The following is a 15,836-nucleotide window of genomic DNA, read 5'->3' as shown; positions in this document are numbered from 1 at the left end:
ACAGGCATCAGGCAGAATATTTCCGGGTGCCGAACTGGAATGGCTGAGAAGCAGCGATTCCCAGATGGAGCCAATTCATGAGTTTGGACCCTGAAAATCTGGCAAAAGCCGACCCTGGCGCAAAGGTGGTTCTCGCCAAGCGCGCGTCCCGATTCCTTAATTCCGACAACCGCCCTGACGACGAGTTGGCGACGGTTGAAAATGTTGCTCGTGCGCTTGCGCAGGATATCTGCCTGGAAGTGCGCGAGACGCTGGCTTTCGAGCTCCGGTACTGCAGTCGCCTGCCGTATGATCTGGCGGCCCGAATTGCCACAGATGTCGAAAGCGTTTCAGGCCCGTTTGTTGAGGTAACCACAGCATTCACGGATGCCCAGTGGGCCAGCCTGATCCCGCATCTTGAAGAACACGCCCTGATGCGCATCGCCAAGCGCGAGGACCTGGGTGAGCATGCGACTTTCGCGCTCGTCAGTTCTGCGCCTGTGCGCCCTGCCACAGTTGCGGTCAAGAATGTGGCCATCCGCTTTTCGGAGCGCAGCTGCAACAAGACGGTTGATCGGTTTTCCGATTACCAGAATGTCATCGACGCGCTTGGCCGCAGGAGCGATCTGCCGCTTTCGGTTGTTGAGCGCATTGTCGATATGGTGTCCGACGAATGCCGCAAGCTGTTGATGAATAATTACGCGGTTTCCGCCATGGAAGCCGCAGCCTTAACGCAGCAAAGCCAGGAGCAGGTGCTGTGGAAAAAGATTTCCAAGGCGGGCCCCGCCCAAGTGCATGGGTATGTTATTGACCTGCGCGCTGAAGGGCGGCTGGATGAGGCGCTGGTAATGAAGATGGCGGAGCTGGGCAGTTTCCAGTTTCTGGGCAGTGCCCTTGCCGTTGAAGCCGGTGTGACCCTGGGCGACGTGCGCCGCACGTTTGAATCTGGTGACCTGAGGCGCATGCTTGAGTTGGTGCATGCTGCTGGGTTCAGCCAGGAAGCGGCACAGCGCATCTTCAGATACCTGAAGCGGAACGACCTGAAGTTCGTCCGTAGTGGCGAAGCCAGGGCGGCCATTCACTAATCTAACCCGGTTAAAGCCGTGGTGCGGCGCGAGGGAGGTATGGACATGGGTGTGTCCTGCCTCCCTTGTTTTTGTGCGCTTAGGTGTTCTTCTGGCCAATAAGCGCCAGAAGCTGATCTTTCCGCCGCCACATGATGATAAGCGAACAGATGAAGGCAACGCATGCCATATAAAAGAGGCTGCCATCTTCCTGCATCTCGCCATTTTCCATCCATTTAACAGTCACGCCCAGTGGGCTGAAAAGGTGGAAGATAATGGCACCAGCCATTGTGCCGGCGGTCAGCAGCGCACCAAAGGCGCGCGCCTTGGGCAGCAGCAAGAGGATGCAGGCAACGAGCTCGACTGCGCCAATGATATAGCCGCCCGTGGTTCTAAAGAACTCCAGCCCCAGGAACTGACCGACCACATCGAAGATATGGGCCGTTTCAGCCGATCCCCCGAACTTGAACGGCAGGCTGCCCCCCAGGATCACGACGATGGCGATCACCGGAATCCATTCAATATGCTTCTTGATAAAGTCCATTGGTCCCTCCCAATTGTCCCTAATGCGTGATGGGATAGTGTTTTGTCAGGCGCTTCTCGCGCCACCAGGCACGGATGATATCCTTGAGGCGCGTGGGCTTGTGGCCGTTGCGCCGGTTTTTGGCGCCAATGGCATAAAGGTGCCCGAACTGCTGCATCAGCGTGGCGTAGGCTTGCCGAAGCGTGGTGCGCGAATCCCAGATATGGGTGGCCTCCCCACCCGCGCCGTTGATCTCGATGATGCGAAACCCTTCGCCTGCCTGAAAAGCCTCAAAGTCTGCGAAGCGGACGTCAAACCGCCCGACAAAGAATCCATCCATGGAGCGGGCGATGGCATCGAATCGGTCAGTCATGGCTTTTGTAATCTCGTCATTACCGTTCCGGAAGATGGTGCCGCGGCAGTGGTTGCCGGCAAATGCCAGGCGGATGCTTTCGCCTTCCGGGATGACGTCATTCAGGCGGCTGCGGTGACGATCCAGATAAAGGTGCGCCAGTTTGCCGGCCCGCGCGTCCGCCAGGATAAGCTGCCTAAGGGTTGACTGTCCGTCCCCTGTTACCCGTGGGAAATACTTCAGTGTCAGGCTGATGATCCGGCCCTTGTCCTCGTCCGGATGGCGCACATAAAAGACGCCTGCTTCGCCTTCCATATCCACCAGCGCCTGTAACAACAGGTTGGCGCCCGCGGGGAAACATTCAATGTAGGCCTTTAGCTCATGGGGCGAATGCACCAGCTGCACGCCTGCGCCGCGCATGCCGATATCCGGTTTGGCGACGAAAGGGTAGGTGATGCTCGCGTCACTTAAAGCCGCTTCAGCCTCTTCCAGCGTGCGGGCAACGGCATTTTCGCCGCCCCACCGAAGGACGCGCACATAAGGTGATATCCAGTCCTGCGCGGTGTCCCACGCGTGGTTCAGAACCTCAAACTTGCTTTCGCCAACCAGGCCCGAATAGGGCAGCGCCGGGTTGCTGCCGGTTGGCAGGGTCAGCCCCATGTGCCTCAGCGACAGCCACCCGCAATAAAGCGCGATGGGGGTATAAAACAAGTGCGCGGGCGCAAATTCGAACCAGCTTGTCCGGGCTGCGCTGGGGTCTAGCGGCGGCATGCCTGCGTGTGGTTTGCCGATTTGCGGGGCTCTGTGTTCAGTTTGCATTCTCTGCTCCGGATTGTGGCCCTTCCAGGCGGTCGCCATAGCGGCTCTTTCGTACCAGGCGGTGGGACAGCATGATCAGACCCACAGCCACCAGGATGCCGGCAGTAATGCCTGCCCAGCCACCCAGATGAGCGACTGCTTTTTGAACCTCGCTGACAAAGAAGACCATCAGTGTCACCCAAACCATGGCGGCGACAGACATCACCAGCGTGAAATGCAAAAGCGGCATGCGCAGGAAGCCGAAGGTCAGGTATGTGGGCAGCCGGGTGCCTGGCAGGAAGCGGGAGGCGAACAGCACGGGCGTGCTCCGGCCCTCCAGCCATCGTCTGAATTCTCGCGCTTTCCTGAGCGGCAGCCGTTTCCTGAGCCACCGGCTTTTTTGTGCCGCAGCACCGATGCCGTATAGCCCCACGTCGCCTGCAGCAATGCCGAAGGCAACAGCGGCAATGACAAACGGGGCGGTGGCCATGCCTGCGCCAACCATCAGGCTGCCGGCAATCAACGTGCCGTCTTCGGTGACAAGGGTGGCGAGCGCCAGCACACAGGCGAGCAACAGGGGCTGGTTTGCCAGCTCCTCCGCCAAGGCCAAAAGTGTGTCAGGCGTGATTGTCATGGTTTCCCCTTACTTGGATTAGTCAGTCGATGGGTGCAGGCTGTCAAGCCGGATTGCGATGGCGCGTATTTCATCATTGTCATCAAAATGCCATCCAGCATAGTGTATCAGCCGAAAATAGGCGCGTTGCGTGCGGGCGGGAAGCCCTTACACGCGCCCATGACGCAATCGTTAAATGGCTTGAGGGTTTGGTGATGGTGAATGTTCTGGTTCTGTGTACCGGCAATTCCGCGCGGTCTGTGCTGAGTGAAGCAATCATAGGCAGGCGCGGGAAGGGGCGTTTCCAGGCTTTCAGCGCAGGCAGCAAGCCAACAGGCAAGGTAAACCCGTTTGCCATCAAGCTGTTGTCGGCCAAAGGGTATGACACCAGTGGTTTCCGCTCCAAAAGCTGGGACGAATTCGCGGGCACGGACGCGCCCAAGATGGATATCGTGATCACTGTGTGCGACAGCGCGGCGGGGGAAACCTGCCCCATCTGGCCGGGCGCGCCCGTGCAGGTGCATTGGGGATTCCCTGATCCCGCCTATGTGGAAGGCACGGACGATGAAAAGCTTCAGGCCTTCTCAGACGTCTATGACATGATCGATCCCTTTATCGAACAGCTGGTGGCCCTGGATGTCGAAAATATGGACGCGGGCGCTCTGAAAGCTGCGCTGCGGGCGATTGCCGAGCGTGCAGCCTAGGGAACTTCATTTATGACCATGACACAGAAACTGGTGGCCGAATTTGTCGGCACGGTGATGCTGCTCGCAACTGTTGTCGGCTCAGGCATCATGGGCGAGACGCTGGCGGCGGGCAATACGGCTGTTGCGCTTTGGGGCAACACGGCGGCCACAGGCGCCATGCTCGTGGTTCTGATCATGGTCTTCGGGCCGTTTTCCGGCGCGCACTTCAACCCTGCTGTCACGCTGGTTTTCTTCGCCAAGGGGCAATTGGGGCGGGCAGAGGCCGCCGCCTATATCGCAACGCAGATGGTGGCCGGGGTGGCTGGCGTGATGCTGGCACATGCCATGTTCGACCAGGCGCTTGTGCAGACGTCGCTTAACACACGCACTGGCGCCGGGCAGTGGATCAGCGAAGGCGTGGCAACCTTTGGCCTTCTGGCGGCTATCCTGGGCACGGTGCGCTACCGGCCTGAAATCGTGCCTTATGCCGTTGGCCTTTATATCACCGCTGGCTACTGGTTTACTGCATCCACCAGTTTTGCGAACCCGGCCGTGACAATCGCACGGTCTTTCACCAACACGTTTTCCGGCATAGCGCCCACAGACGTGCTCGGTTTCATCGCGGCGCAGATTGTTGGTGCCTTCATCGCTCTTTTCTTGTTCAAGGTGCTGGAACCGAATAAAGTGGGCGCCTAATCCACTTTGATACGAGGCTCCTATGAAGGACTTGAAGTCCTATATCCGGACCATTCCGGATTTCCCATCCGAAGGGATCATGTTTCGGGATATCACCACACTCTTTGGTAATCCAGCAGCGCTCAAGCACACAATTGACCTATTGTTCGGCCATTTCAGGAATGACCGGGTGCAGGTTGTGGCGGGTGTTGAAGCACGCGGTTTCGTGCTTGGTGGTGCGCTTGCATGCAGGCTGGGTGCCGGCTTCGTGCCGATCCGCAAGGCCGGCAAGCTACCGCACCAGACGATTGAGGAAAGCTATCAGCTTGAGTATGGCGAAGCCACGCTTGAGATGCACCTGGACGCTTTCGGCGCGGGTGACAGGGTGTTGCTGATAGATGACCTGATCGCCACAGGCGGCACAGCAGATGCCGCCATGAACCTGATCGACCATCTGGGTGGCGATGTGGTGGGTGCCGGGTTTGTGGTTGACCTGCCGGCCCTGGGCGGTGCTGAAAAGCTCAGATCCCGGTGTGACAAGGTCGTCAGCCTGGTGTCCTTCGAAGGCGAGTGACGCAAAAAGCAACAACATGGTGGCGCAATTTGCGATTTGTTTGTCGCAAAAAAAGATGAATTTGGTTTGAACCCATTTCAGGCCCGGCCATGTGCTGGGCCCTTTCCGTTACGGAATCAGTCAGATAGATAAAATTTTATCTATTGGCACGCTTGATGCGGATGGTGGTGTGAAAGCCATCGGAACTTTTCCCGCATCGTGACCAGGCACCAACAACGACTGCAGAAACAGGCACCTCTGGATGGCACGCAGGATCATTTGGAGATGCACAATGCGTACACTGACTTTTATTCTTGATACCCAAACCGGTGATGACGGCATGGCGCCGATCACCATCACAATTGTCGAGCAGGGCGATGGCACACTGCTGTTCACCTTGTCGAACGATCAGGACACAGACGGCCAGATTGCCGACATCCGAGGTCTGTTTTTCGATGTGGCTGACGACAGCTTGCTTGGCAGCCTCAATTTCGCAGGAAGCGAGATCACGCAGATCGTTCAGAACGGCAGTGTGTCGAACCTGGGCGGCGGTGTGACCACAAGCGGCGTTCCGGACAGCCCCTATGAAGTGGGTGTGGAGTTCGGCACGCCGGGCATGAGCACAGACGATTATCAGACCGTGAGCTTCGTGCTGTCGGCAGACCGGCCGTTGACCATAGACGACATCGCGCTTGAGCATATGGCCGTGCGCCAGACGTCTGTTTCTTCCGCTGACGGTGGCCGCGAGGACTCTGACAAGCTCTATGGCGACGCGCCGTATCCGGTTGACGCCATCGATGACGCGGCTGACGTGCTTGAGGACGAAACCGCTTCCGGCAATGTGTTCGCCAACGACGTGGACAAGGACGCGGGCGACGCTGACGGCAACGGCATTCCTGATGGCCTGACGGTTACTGACGTGAACGGCGACGCTGGCACCGTGGGCACGCCGATTGAGCTTGCGCCGGGCGTAACCGTGACCGTAAACGCGGACGGCAGCTATAGCGTAGACGCCACTGATGCCGACTGGATGGCCGAAGGTGAGACCTTCACGGCTGATGTGACCTATGGCGTGAGTGACGGCAATGGTGGGTCAGACAGTGCAACGCTGACCGTGACCGTCACGGGCGTGAACGACACCCCTGATGCGCTGGATGATGCGGGCGCGACCGACGAAGCCACCGTCACCAGCGGCAATGTGCTCGCGAACGACAGCGACCCTGACCTCTCAGACGTGCTTACAGTGTCTGCGGTGAACGGCGACAGCGCAGCGGTGGGCCAGCAAGTCCTCTTGGACTCCGGCGCGCTCCTGACGCTGAATGCGGACGGTACCTACAGCTACGACCCGAACGGCGCGTTCGATAGCCTGAATGACGGCGAAACCGCGTCCGACAGCTTCACCTATCAGGTGTCTGACGGCCATGGCGGGTTTGATACGGCAACCGTTACGCTGACCATCGAAGGCATCGGTGGTGGTGACACAGGCCCGGAAGATGACGCTGATCACTTCGGAACCTTCTCTAACAAGAAAGGCACGGCTGACCATGATATCTCCAACGTGGTGCTCTATCTGGATGATGGCACCGGCGACGTCCTCAAAGTGAAGATCGACGGCTGGTCGGGTGAAACCGATCTCGACAATGTCGACCTTGGAAGCTTCATGGAAAACTACGGCTATGACGACTATGAGCTTCTGGCCGTGTCCATCAAGGCCGGTAACAACCATAACCGCGACCTCGGGCCGGGCGAGGGCCAGCTGTTCCTGCTCGATGGCGATGAGGATATCGACTACGCCCAGGGCGGCGACGTACCGGACGGCCTGACACTGGCGATCCTGGGTGCCAAGGCGGACGAGACTTACCAATATTCAACCGACCTGTTCGAATAAACAGTCGGCTTTCCCGGGAAAGGCCCTGCCGCACGGTGGGGCCTTTTTTTATCGGTATGTGGTTTAATCGTCCTCAGGTGTGCGGCGACGGATGTTCGTATATTCCGTGCCGTCCTTGCGGGTGTAGCTGAAGCTTTCGCCCTTGCTGATGGCCACAAGGTCCGCTTCTGGATAGTGGCAGATATCATCGTTCGTGCGTGTGCCCACTTCAAGGACCAGCGCATCGCTATCTGACTTGTTCACCAGATGGTGGCCGTCGCGGTCACCCGCCTTGAAACCAGCGGCGTCGCCAGCGCATAAAAGCTCCTCACCCGCATCTGTAATCAGCGTCACTTCGCCTTCAAGTACATAGATGAACTCATCTTCGCGGCTGTGCCAGTGGCGCTGGGCTGACCAGACGCCAGGCGCAAGTCGCATCAAGTTCACGCCAAATTGCGTCAGACCTGCGGCGTCGCCCAGCTTCTTCTTTGCCCGTGCCCGCACAGGTCCGTCATATGGCGGCGGATAGAGCGTACCAATCAGTTCCGGCAGCTTGGCTACATCAATTTTCTTGGTCATGATCTCGTCCCCCGGAAAGAAAAAGGGCGGGATGATCCCCGCCCTTCATAATGTAGGTAACTGAGCTGCGATTACAAATCGTCGATCATGCGGTGCAGCGTGTCCATGCAGGCGCGCGCCAGGTGGCGGCAGCGCTCCGGCGACCAGCCATAGTCAGGGTCTGGCATATCTGCATTGTCCTTGAACGGCATCTCAAGCGTCATGGCCAGGCAGCCATGGGTTTCCGCCACATAGTTGGTGCACATGGACAGGTCGGCCTTGCCTGGCTCATCCTCGTCATAGCCGTGTTCCTGCTGGAAGTCCGGCGACAGCTTCTCAAGGATATTCTGATATTTCTCAATCAGTTCCGTTTGCTTTTTCTTCAGGCTTGGAATGCCTTCAAATCCGGCGATGAAATTGTAAGGCAGGCCTTCGTCACCGTGCACGTCCATATGGAAGTCACAGCCGACCTCAGCCATCTTCTCGCGCACCAGGTAAACTTCGGGGCTCCTGTCCATTGTGGCGATGTTCCATTCGCGGTTCAGGTTGGCGCCGGCGGCATTGGTGCGCAGGTGCCCACGTACAGACCCATCCGGGTTCATGTTCGGCACGATATAGAAATGCGCCTTGTCCAGCAGCTTCCGGGCAACCGGGTTGTCCATATCCAGCAAATAATCAAGCGCACCTTCCATCCACCATTCGGCCATGCTTTCGCCCGGGTGCTGGCGGGCCTGCAGCCAAATCTTCTTGCGGCCTTCTGGGCCGTAGCCAAGCTCGATCAGGTCCATGTCCTGGCCGTCAAGCGTGTGGCCGAGCACGCTGGTGCGCACCAGCGGTGACTGGGCGGCTTCCGAGATCAGGTCTGCGTGGCGCTCCATGGAGTAGGGCGCGAAATAGGCGAAATAGACGAAGTCCTGGTCTGGCGTGAAGGCCCACGTCAGCGTTTCGCCATCAAACATGGTATCGATGCGGAACCAGCTTTCGCGGTCATAGGATGCACAGACTTTATAGTCCTTCCAGCCATCGACATAAGCCGCGCCGCCAGCGTTCTCGATGGTGAATTTGCAGGGTGTATCTTCCACGCCGGATACGCGGAAGTGGAACCACTGGTAAAAATCAGACTGGTTGTCCTTGCGGATGTTGAGGCGGATGTCCGAGGCATCATCGGCTTTGACGACCTCGATATTGCCGCTATCAAACTGGCTGGAAATCAACATGGGGGATGCTCCCTTATTCTTCTTTGGAATGCCCTTCAGTGGATTGCCTACAGGGTGAATGGGGGGCGGTCAATGGCGATTCCTGCGGTGTGGCAGGAAGGGCAGGGCTGCTGCCTTTTAATTTCAATGACAAGATGATCCCGTTTTGGTATTATCCCTTTACTGACGCACAGGCGTGAGCGGACTATCCCTGATATCTATTAGGGAAAATTTGGAGGCGTCCCACCGGGCATGGGGGGCGCCTCTATTTTTTGTGCCGGTTTATCTGGCGGAATGCGCAAAAAGCCTGCATTTCCCGAGTCTAAGCTATTGACAGGTGGGGGGCTCATCATTATGTTCCGCCGCCAATGGATCAGCGGAATGACGGATTCGTCGTTCCCGCCCTGTGTGCCAAGCGCCGGCTGGCCGGGCAGGGAAAAGGGTTTTAGCCGGTTTGTAGTGAGACGAACGATGAAAATTCGTAATAGCTTGAAGTCTTTGAAAAGCCGTCACCGCGATTGCCGCGTGATTCGCCGCAAAGGCCGTATCTACGTGATCAACAAGACCCAGCGTCGCTTTAAAGCACGCCAGGGCTAAGCGTCTCGCTTAAGCCCGGTCTGGTTTGATCCAGTTCGATTGATTTAGCCGTGCGCTCCCTGAGTCGCGCGGCTTTCTCATTTGGGGGTTATATCCGTGTCTTCTAAAGCCGTTCTGTTTGATATTGGCAATGTGTTTGTCCACTGGGACCCGCGTCTCTTGTACCAGAAGCTGATCCCCGAATCGGATGCGCTTGATGCGTTTTTGCGGGATGTGGTGACGCTGGAGTGGCACACAGAGCATGATCGCGGCCGTCCATTCGCGGAAGGTGTGCGAATCCTTAGCGAAAAACACCCCGAGCATGCAGACCTGATCCGCGCGTTCGACGAGCGCTGGGATGAGACGATCGGTGACCTGATCCATGGCACTGTTGATATCCTGGAGCGGCTGGCGGCTGCTGGCATAGCTTGCTATGGCCTGACGAACTTCTCGCACGAGAAATGGCCGCCATTCTGTGCGCAGAATGACTTCACGAAGCTGTTCAAGGGGGTGGTGGTGTCAGGAGAAGAGAACCTGGTGAAGCCTGACCCGCGCATTTTTGAGGTGGCGATCAGCCGCTATGGCCTAAAGCCCGATGCCACGGTCTATATCGATGACCGGATAGACAATGTCCGCGCCGCCGAAGACTTGGGCATGCTGGGCCACCATTTCACCGCGCCGGATGTGCTTGAGGCCGACCTGAAGGCGAGAGGCTACCTCTAAATAAAAAAAGCCGGGAACATGCCCCGGCTTCTTGTCTTTTGTGCTCATTGGTCGTCATTCGCCGGCTTGAACGGCGAATCCAATCATGAAGTGAAGGCTAGACTCGCCGATCCAGTCGGCGAGTGACGATTTTTACTTAGCCCAGCTCGTTGCCGCTGATCCAGGCGATATGCAGCACGTTGGTGGCCCCCGGTGTGCCAAAGGGCACGCCTGCGGTCACCACGATGCGGTCGCCCGGTGTCACAAGCCCTGCGCGCAAAGCCATGCGCTTGGCCTTGCCGACCATTTCCTCGAACGCGCCCACATCCTTGGTTTTTACCGTATGCAGGCCCCACACGATGGCGAGGCGGCGGGCAACCGCCAGCTTTGGCGTGAGGGTCAGGATCGGTGCGTCCGGGCGTTCCCGTGCGGCCCGAAGCGCCGTGGCGCCTGATGATGTGAAGGTCACGATGGCTTTAGCGTTTACCGTGCGCGCTACCTGCCGGGCGGCCGCCGTGATGGCGTCTTCCGTGGTGGCGTTCGCGCCGGAGCGCTCATCCGCGCCGTGCATGCTGTAGGCTGGTTCGTGCTCCACCCGCGACGCCACGCGGTCCATCACCTGCACAGCTTCAATGGGGAAATCGCCCACGGCGGATTCGGCGGACAGCATCACGGCGTCTGCGCCGTCCAGTACAGCGGTCGCCACGTCGGACACTTCCGCGCGCGTCGGCACGGGTGACTTGATCATGCTTTCCAGCATCTGTGTTGCCACCACAACGGGCTTGCCCGCCTGGCGCGCTTTACGCACGATCTGCTTCTGGATGCCCGGCACATTTTCCACCGGTTCCTCAACGCCCAGATCGCCGCGTGCCACCATCACGCCGTCCGCCAGCTCGATAATCTCATCCAGTGCTTCAACGGCGGCGGGTTTTTCGATCTTGGCCATCACGGCCGCTTTCCGGCCTACAAGCTTTTTGGCTTCGGCCACATCTGCGGCGCGCTGCACGAAGGAAAGCGCGACCCAGTCCACGCCGCACTGCAGTGCGAAGGTGAGGTCGCGGCGGTCTTTTTCCGTCAGTGCCGCCAGCGGCAGCACAGCGTTTGGCACGTTCACACCCTTGCGGTCAGACAGCACGCCACCCACGATCACGCGGGTGCGGGCGCGGTTTTCTTCCACGGCTTCCACTTCAAGGCGGATCTTGCCGTCGTCCAGCAGGATATTGGTGCCAACCTTGAGGGCTGCGAAAATTTCTTTGTGCGGCAGGTAAACCCGCTCGCTGGTGCCGGGCTGATCCAACAGGTCCAACTTGAAGGGCTGGCCTTCCTTCAGTGTGATCTTGCCGTCTTCGAACATACCGATGCGCAGCTTTGGGCCTTGCAGGTCAGCGAGGATAGCGATGGGGTGGTTCAGTTCACGCTCAACGGCGCGAATGGTGTGTACCAGCGCTTCCTTGTCTTTGTGTTCGCCGTGGCTCATGTTCAGGCGGAATACGTCAACGCCTGCCAGGAACAATTGCTTGATGCGTTCATGGCTGCTGCTGGCGGGCCCCAAGGTGGCGACAATGCGGGTTTTGCGTCGTCGGCGGATGGAAATCTGTTCGGAACTCATTTTGCCTCCCGGGCGTGAGCATCGGGCGTGAAGCTTGGGGCGGTGCTTGCCCATGCTCGGTGTTTGTTGACTTGTATGTTCAGATCGTTACTTTTCGGCGCACATGCTGCTTGATCGCAAGGTCAAGGTCCAGCCTTTTGTCGGGCTGTCCCCGAAAATTCATATGCGAAAGTTGGTGTATCTCATGACGACTTCCCCTGTCCAGCCAGAAATCCTGAACCCGGAGGCCCGGACGGGGCTGATTATCCTGTGCGATCACGCCAGCAATTTTGTGCCCGAAGGCTTTGATAACCTTGGTCTTTCGGATGATATCTTTACCCAGCATGTGGCCTATGATCTGGGGGCCGAAGCCGTGACGCGCAAGATGTGTGAGCTGATGGGTGGGGCCGCCGTTCTGGCGCCAGTGTCGCGTCTTCTGATCGACTGCAACCGCGAGCCGGACAGCGACACCCTGGTGCCGCGCGTGAGCGACGGCATCATGGTGCCCGCGAACCAGGACCTGCCAGCAAGCGCGATTGAAGCCCGCAAGCGGGATTATTACACGCCGTTTCATGAGGCCTGTTCTGATCTTGTGGAAGCGCATCTTGATGAGGGCATCGTGCCCCTGGTGGTGGGCATGCACAGCTTTACGCCGGAGATGGGCGGGGAAAAGCGCCCCTGGCACGCGGGCTTCCTGTGGAACAAGGACCCACGGCTGGCGCAGGCCCTGATCGGCCTGATGGAGCGCGAGACCGACCTGGTGGTGGGCGACAACCAGCCCTACACGGGCCGCCACCTTTACTATACCATGCAGCGCCACGGCGCTGATCACGGCCTGCCGCAGACCACCATTGAGATCCGGCAGGACCTGTTGGGCAAAGCGTCGATGGTGGACGAATGGGCGGCCTTGATGGCGGATTTGCTCGATGAATGCATGGACCGTGAAGACCTGACACAACGAAAATATTATCCGTAAGGAGAAAAGACATGACAGATGAGAAGACAACCGAGATTGAAGCAGCCGTATTTCGCCGCCTCTTGAAGCACCTTCAGGCCCGCACGGATGTGCAGAATATCGACCTGATGGGCTATGGCGGCTTCTGCCGCAATTGTTTTTACAAATGGTACGTGGAAGAAGCTGGCGAGCTGGGCGTCGAGGTTTCCATGGAAGACGCGCAGGAGCGCATCTACGGCATGCCGTACGCGGACTATAAAGAACAGTTCCAGACCCCGGCGACAGACGAGCAAATGCGCCGCATGGATATCAGCGTCGCCAAGAACAAGCTGGCGCAAGCCAAGGAATAATTCACGCGCGCAGGCAGAATCACGATTGAACGGCAGAGCGCTCAAGGCTAAAGTGCGCGCCGAATCCAAGGTCCGCATGGGGGCCGAAATTAAAGATCAGGGAGTTGAGCCACATGGTACAGGCTGGCGGAGTAGCAGGCGAACAGCTGCGGTCATTCATTGAGCGTATTGAGCGCCTTGAAGAAGAGAAAAAAGGCATCGCGGAAGACATCAAGGAAGTCTACGCGGGCGCAAAGGCCGTTGGGTTCTAATATACAGTTAAAATTGTATCATTTGAGGTTTTTCAATTACTTAAGGTGACACAACTGTGTCAGTCATTGTGTCAAAAAATGTGGCCTGCGAAACTTCACTTATTTTAATGAGTGAAGTTGAGGAGGTAAAAGCAGCTGATGCTGTTCAACAAAATAATCGATATGAAGGTGTGTAATAATGGTTCAAGCAGGTGGTGTAGCAGGTGAGCAGCTTCGTTCTTTTGTCGAGCGTATTGAGCGGTTGGAGGAAGAGAAGAAGGGCATTGCTGAAGATATCAAAGAAATTTATGCGTCAGCAAAATCCGTTGGCTTCGATGTAAAGATTCTTAGGCAGGTGATCCGAGTTCGAAAGATGGATCAGGCGGACCGGCAGGAACAAGAAGCCCTACTTGATGTCTATCTCCATGCGATTGAAGGTGGCGAGCAGGTCAGGTCTACAGCAGAGGTTATGGCTGAAGAAGACGCTTGAAACTAGAAAGCGTGCGGAAATGTGTTACGACATGTAGTGAGTTTTCAACGGGGCCGCGGTTGGCGGTCCTTATTTTTTGGCTTATGACGGCTGGGCTTTTCTCTGTTAGGTTTTGGCGAGATAGGGTCGGATTGAGATTTCTACAAGAAATTCTGTTTTCGACCCAAAGCGGACATTCCGACAAGCTATAAAAAGCACTGCTGTTTCACTTGGGACGCTCCGCAAACATTTTGCACGTACACATCAAAGCGATAGCCTTGGCTGATGTTGTGAAAGGTCTCACTCCCCATGGAGTAGAAATCAGGGTGAGATACTATATCGCCAAGTTCCGGTGCTTCACTGTCCATCAGTTCAAAGATGACGTATTCAGTGCCGGTCATTTCTGCTGCATACATACCGCGCTGCCTGTTTACCAGGACGATTCTCGCTTGCATCATAAATCTCCATTTTCAGCAGGATGCCAGATTGGGAGGTTATCTAGCCTAGAGGCGTCGTTTGTAAGAAAAGCAACACTATATCGAGCTCTAGTAATTGCAACATAGAGCTTATTGAGTGCTTTTTCGGAACTCCTGATTGGACCAAAGTTACCGAGTAGAAATTGTCGAATGGAAGTTGTAGGCAAAATGAGTACACGATCGTACGTCGAGCCTTTTGATTCTCCAAAATTTTGGCACACGTGACCAGAGCATAAGTCTGGCCGGGCCCTTACGTCCCAACGTAAAATAATTGGGTTGTAACGATCCATGTATGCCGGAAAATCTTCTTCTCTTACAGAGAAAGCGCCAACATGATCATCTAGTCCGTCCGGCACGGGCGCTGCTCTAGATACCGTTGGCTTATAGGCTTCATTTGCATGAACTAAATCGGCCAAATTGCATATCATTTGGATACAGCGATAGCTGTGATTTTCATCAATACACTCGAAGTTTTTGTCAAGGAACCACTGCTTTTTCTGCAAGCTGGCCCGTGGGTTTTTTGTTGCATGCGAGGTTTGGTAGATGGTTTGCCTGAAGTCTCCCACGCAGAGCAATTCTACAGGACACGAGGATAAGATAAGTTCAATTAGGCTGAAGTCCCACCCGACCAAGTCTTGGACCTCATCAATAATAATTAGGTCATAGATTGCTGATAATCTCTGGATTGGATCATATGTAGCAGCTCTTCCTCGCCCTTGTTTGCGTTTCTGGCAGATTTTAACAGCAAGTTTGGATATGTATGTTGTGTGGGCTTTTCCATTAACTAAATAGTGGCGCGAATTAACACGCCCTCCGATGATCTCAGCTCGCCCTGGTATGGAATAGCGATCTCGTTTGTGGGGATCGCTTACATCAAACTGCACATTTGAAATTCGCTGATCAAAAAAGCAGCGCTGATAGGGACGAATGATTTCCTCTAGAAGGAAAGAGAACCAGCCTTTCACTCGGATTTTATCGGGGATGTGGCCTTTGACTTCACGTATTTTCTTGATTACTTCAACTTGGTTGTTGCGAGTGTATGTCAGGATCAAAACAGTTCTATTCGCTTCAGCAGCCTCCAAAGCATCCCCTACCAGAGTGGTAGTTTTGCCCGCGCCAGCGCTCGCTATAACAAATCTACTCGGCAAGTTCGAGAGCCTTTCGAATATAGTCGGGATAAGTAATACTGTTTTGGTCGCTATCGAAGACCCTAATCGCAGAGTCTACTTTCTTGCCGCCGTCGTCCTTGAAAAGGTCCTTCAGGAAGACTTTTTTGCCCTCCAAATCATCTAGGTCGTCGTATTCAGCTTTTTTTTGTGCGGATAGTGCCACCTGAGCGAAACGTTCGAGAGTTTGTATGGTCTCTCCATTTGTTTCTATCAAAGCTGGTTCAAGCGAATTCCAAGTGTCGTCTTGAGCTGATGAAACTTGCAGATGAGCTGCATCTTCATAGGCAGAGAACCAGTTTATTACGTTCGCTTGATAGTCGCCATCATTGTCTCTAATTACGATCGTTTGGGTTCCAATGATCTTTGCAATGTTGTGAACCGCCCCGGGATTGTCGGAGGCAGGTTGGTTTAAGTTAAGCGGCCATGGGGCGTTCGTCCAGCATGGCGTAGTAATTTC

18 protein-coding genes and 2 pseudogenes are annotated in these 15,836 nt (G+C 56.2%); 11 read left to right on the top strand and 9 right to left on the bottom strand.

All coding sequences use genetic code 11. From position 1 onward, the window contains the following. The first annotated feature begins 77 nt into the window (after positions 1-77). On the top strand, positions 78-1,064 hold the full coding sequence (locus tag ACFO5Q_RS15860; protein ID WP_068146192.1) for a DUF2336 domain-containing protein: 987 nt from the start codon (positions 78-80) through the stop codon (positions 1,062-1,064). Positions 1,065-1,143: 79 nt separating this feature from the next. On the opposite strand, the gene ACFO5Q_RS15855 is transcribed toward ACFO5Q_RS15860, so the two are convergent. From ACFO5Q_RS15855 to ACFO5Q_RS15845, 3 genes are read right to left on the bottom strand one after another with little or no spacing between them, the layout of a single operon-like run. After that, positions 1,144-1,587, bottom strand: coding sequence for a DoxX family protein (locus tag ACFO5Q_RS15855; protein WP_068146189.1), 444 nt, complete (start codon positions 1,585-1,587; stop codon positions 1,144-1,146). Positions 1,588-1,606: 19 nt separating this feature from the next. Then, positions 1,607-2,737, bottom strand: coding sequence for an ATP-grasp domain-containing protein (locus ACFO5Q_RS15850; RefSeq protein ID WP_068146187.1), 1,131 nt, complete (start codon positions 2,735-2,737; stop codon positions 1,607-1,609). Continuing rightward, complete coding sequence (locus ACFO5Q_RS15845; protein WP_068146184.1) at positions 2,727-3,350, bottom strand: DedA family protein; 624 nt, start codon at positions 3,348-3,350, stop codon at positions 2,727-2,729. Before ACFO5Q_RS15845 ends, ACFO5Q_RS15850 begins: the two co-directional genes overlap by 11 nt. 194 nt (positions 3,351-3,544) lie before the next feature. On the opposite strand from ACFO5Q_RS15845, the gene ACFO5Q_RS15840 reads away from it, so the two are divergent. The 4 genes from ACFO5Q_RS15840 to ACFO5Q_RS15825 all read left to right on the top strand — a co-directional run bounded on the left by ACFO5Q_RS15840 (position 3,545) and on the right by ACFO5Q_RS15825 (position 7,131). Next, entirely contained in the window at positions 3,545-4,033 is a 489-nt protein-coding gene (locus tag ACFO5Q_RS15840) for an arsenate reductase ArsC (protein WP_068146183.1), read from the top strand. A 12-nt stretch (positions 4,034-4,045) separates the two neighbouring features. Further along, entirely contained in the window at positions 4,046-4,711 is a 666-nt protein-coding gene (locus ACFO5Q_RS15835) for an aquaporin (protein WP_068146181.1), read from the top strand. 22 nt (positions 4,712-4,733) lie between these two features. Beyond that, positions 4,734-5,264, top strand: a complete 531-nt coding sequence (locus tag ACFO5Q_RS15830; protein WP_068146178.1) for an adenine phosphoribosyltransferase — start codon at positions 4,734-4,736, stop codon at positions 5,262-5,264. A gap of 271 nt (positions 5,265-5,535) precedes the next feature. Beyond that, entirely contained in the window at positions 5,536-7,131 is a 1,596-nt protein-coding gene (locus ACFO5Q_RS15825) for an Ig-like domain-containing protein (protein ID WP_068146176.1), read from the top strand. Between the two features lie 63 nt (positions 7,132-7,194). Here ACFO5Q_RS15825 and ACFO5Q_RS15820 read toward each other — a convergent pair whose 3' ends face one another. After that, complete coding sequence (locus tag ACFO5Q_RS15820) at positions 7,195-7,689, bottom strand: cupin domain-containing protein (protein WP_068146173.1); 495 nt, start codon at positions 7,687-7,689, stop codon at positions 7,195-7,197. Between the two features lie 71 nt (positions 7,690-7,760). Continuing rightward, on the bottom strand, positions 7,761-8,885 hold the full coding sequence (locus ACFO5Q_RS15815; RefSeq protein WP_068146170.1) for a M14 family metallopeptidase: 1,125 nt from the start codon (positions 8,883-8,885) through the stop codon (positions 7,761-7,763). A 450-nt stretch (positions 8,886-9,335) separates the two neighbouring features. Between ACFO5Q_RS15815 and ykgO the strand changes: the two genes are divergently transcribed. Both ykgO and ACFO5Q_RS15805 read left to right on the top strand, forming a co-directional pair. Then, on the top strand, positions 9,336-9,461 hold the full coding sequence (gene ykgO / locus ACFO5Q_RS15810; RefSeq protein WP_020401326.1) for a type B 50S ribosomal protein L36: 126 nt from the start codon (positions 9,336-9,338) through the stop codon (positions 9,459-9,461). A 96-nt stretch (positions 9,462-9,557) separates the two neighbouring features. Then, positions 9,558-10,163, top strand: a complete 606-nt coding sequence (locus ACFO5Q_RS15805; RefSeq protein WP_068146165.1) for an HAD family hydrolase — start codon at positions 9,558-9,560, stop codon at positions 10,161-10,163. A gap of 136 nt (positions 10,164-10,299) precedes the next feature. Here ACFO5Q_RS15805 and pyk read toward each other — a convergent pair whose 3' ends face one another. Beyond that, the gene (gene pyk, locus ACFO5Q_RS15800) at positions 10,300-11,751 is read right to left on the bottom strand and encodes a pyruvate kinase (RefSeq protein ID WP_068146162.1); all 1,452 of its coding nucleotides are present in this window, start codon (positions 11,749-11,751) and stop codon (positions 10,300-10,302) included. Positions 11,752-11,935: 184 nt separating this feature from the next. Here pyk and ACFO5Q_RS15795 point away from each other — a divergent pair, with 184 nt between their 5' ends. The 4 genes and pseudogenes from ACFO5Q_RS15795 to ACFO5Q_RS15780 all read left to right on the top strand — a co-directional run bounded on the left by ACFO5Q_RS15795 (position 11,936) and on the right by ACFO5Q_RS15780 (position 13,755). Further along, the gene (locus tag ACFO5Q_RS15795; RefSeq protein WP_197420996.1) at positions 11,936-12,706 is read left to right on the top strand and encodes an N-formylglutamate amidohydrolase; all 771 of its coding nucleotides are present in this window, start codon (positions 11,936-11,938) and stop codon (positions 12,704-12,706) included. 11 nt (positions 12,707-12,717) lie between these two features. Further along, positions 12,718-13,035: a DUF1244 domain-containing protein gene (locus tag ACFO5Q_RS15790; protein WP_068146159.1), complete on the top strand. Its 318-nt coding sequence runs from the start codon at positions 12,718-12,720 to the stop codon at positions 13,033-13,035. A gap of 113 nt (positions 13,036-13,148) precedes the next feature. Continuing rightward, positions 13,149-13,283, top strand: a pseudogene (locus ACFO5Q_RS15785) (GapR family DNA-binding domain-containing protein); the annotation flags it as partial. A gap of 181 nt (positions 13,284-13,464) precedes the next feature. Beyond that, positions 13,465-13,755, top strand: coding sequence for a DUF2312 domain-containing protein (locus ACFO5Q_RS15780; protein ID WP_068146155.1), 291 nt, complete (start codon positions 13,465-13,467; stop codon positions 13,753-13,755). A 185-nt stretch (positions 13,756-13,940) separates the two neighbouring features. Here the strand turns inward: ACFO5Q_RS15780 and ACFO5Q_RS15775 are convergent, their stop codons facing one another. The 3 genes and pseudogenes from ACFO5Q_RS15775 to ACFO5Q_RS15765 form a co-directional block, all read right to left on the bottom strand. Further along, a complete protein-coding gene (locus tag ACFO5Q_RS15775; RefSeq protein ID WP_197420995.1) occupies positions 13,941-14,150 on the bottom strand; it encodes a hypothetical protein in 210 nt (69 codons plus the stop codon). A gap of 38 nt (positions 14,151-14,188) precedes the next feature. Beyond that, positions 14,189-15,358: a UvrD-helicase domain-containing protein gene (locus tag ACFO5Q_RS15770; RefSeq protein ID WP_197420993.1), complete on the bottom strand. Its 1,170-nt coding sequence runs from the start codon at positions 15,356-15,358 to the stop codon at positions 14,189-14,191. Continuing rightward, positions 15,348-15,836, bottom strand: a pseudogene (locus ACFO5Q_RS15765) (hypothetical protein); the annotation flags it as partial. The gene ACFO5Q_RS15770 and the pseudogene ACFO5Q_RS15765, both read right to left, overlap by 11 nt.

This window comes from Kordiimonas lipolytica, from assembly GCF_042651265.1.
Lineage (GTDB): Bacteria > Pseudomonadota > Alphaproteobacteria > Sphingomonadales > Kordiimonadaceae > Kordiimonas > Kordiimonas lipolytica.
This window is presented reverse-complemented; position numbering and strand designations above follow the sequence as displayed.

Coding starts and splice junctions, on each gene's coding strand:
- ACFO5Q_RS15830 (WP_068146178.1), top strand. CDS start 4,734: ATGAAGGACTTGAAGTCCTATATCCGGACCATTCCGGATTTCCCATCC.
- ACFO5Q_RS15840 (WP_068146183.1), top strand. CDS start 3,545: ATGGTGAATGTTCTGGTTCTGTGTACCGGCAATTCCGCGCGGTCTGTG.
- ACFO5Q_RS15775 (WP_197420995.1), bottom strand. CDS start 14,150: ATGTATGCAGCAGAAATGACCGGCACTGAATACGTCATCTTTGAACTG.
- ACFO5Q_RS15815 (WP_068146170.1), bottom strand. CDS start 8,885: ATGTTGATTTCCAGCCAGTTTGATAGCGGCAATATCGAGGTCGTCAAA.
- pyk (WP_068146162.1), bottom strand. CDS start 11,751: ATGAGTTCCGAACAGATTTCCATCCGCCGACGACGCAAAACCCGCATT.
- ACFO5Q_RS15820 (WP_068146173.1), bottom strand. CDS start 7,689: ATGACCAAGAAAATTGATGTAGCCAAGCTGCCGGAACTGATTGGTACG.
- ACFO5Q_RS15780 (WP_068146155.1), top strand. CDS start 13,465: ATGGTTCAAGCAGGTGGTGTAGCAGGTGAGCAGCTTCGTTCTTTTGTC.
- ACFO5Q_RS15850 (WP_068146187.1), bottom strand. CDS start 2,737: ATGCAAACTGAACACAGAGCCCCGCAAATCGGCAAACCACACGCAGGC.
- ACFO5Q_RS15790 (WP_068146159.1), top strand. CDS start 12,718: ATGACAGATGAGAAGACAACCGAGATTGAAGCAGCCGTATTTCGCCGC.
- ACFO5Q_RS15845 (WP_068146184.1), bottom strand. CDS start 3,350: ATGACAATCACGCCTGACACACTTTTGGCCTTGGCGGAGGAGCTGGCA.
- ACFO5Q_RS15835 (WP_068146181.1), top strand. CDS start 4,046: ATGACCATGACACAGAAACTGGTGGCCGAATTTGTCGGCACGGTGATG.
- ACFO5Q_RS15795 (WP_197420996.1), top strand. CDS start 11,936: ATGACGACTTCCCCTGTCCAGCCAGAAATCCTGAACCCGGAGGCCCGG.
- ACFO5Q_RS15825 (WP_068146176.1), top strand. CDS start 5,536: ATGCGTACACTGACTTTTATTCTTGATACCCAAACCGGTGATGACGGC.
- ykgO (WP_020401326.1), top strand. CDS start 9,336: ATGAAAATTCGTAATAGCTTGAAGTCTTTGAAAAGCCGTCACCGCGAT.
- ACFO5Q_RS15860 (WP_068146192.1), top strand. CDS start 78: ATGAGTTTGGACCCTGAAAATCTGGCAAAAGCCGACCCTGGCGCAAAG.
- ACFO5Q_RS15855 (WP_068146189.1), bottom strand. CDS start 1,587: ATGGACTTTATCAAGAAGCATATTGAATGGATTCCGGTGATCGCCATC.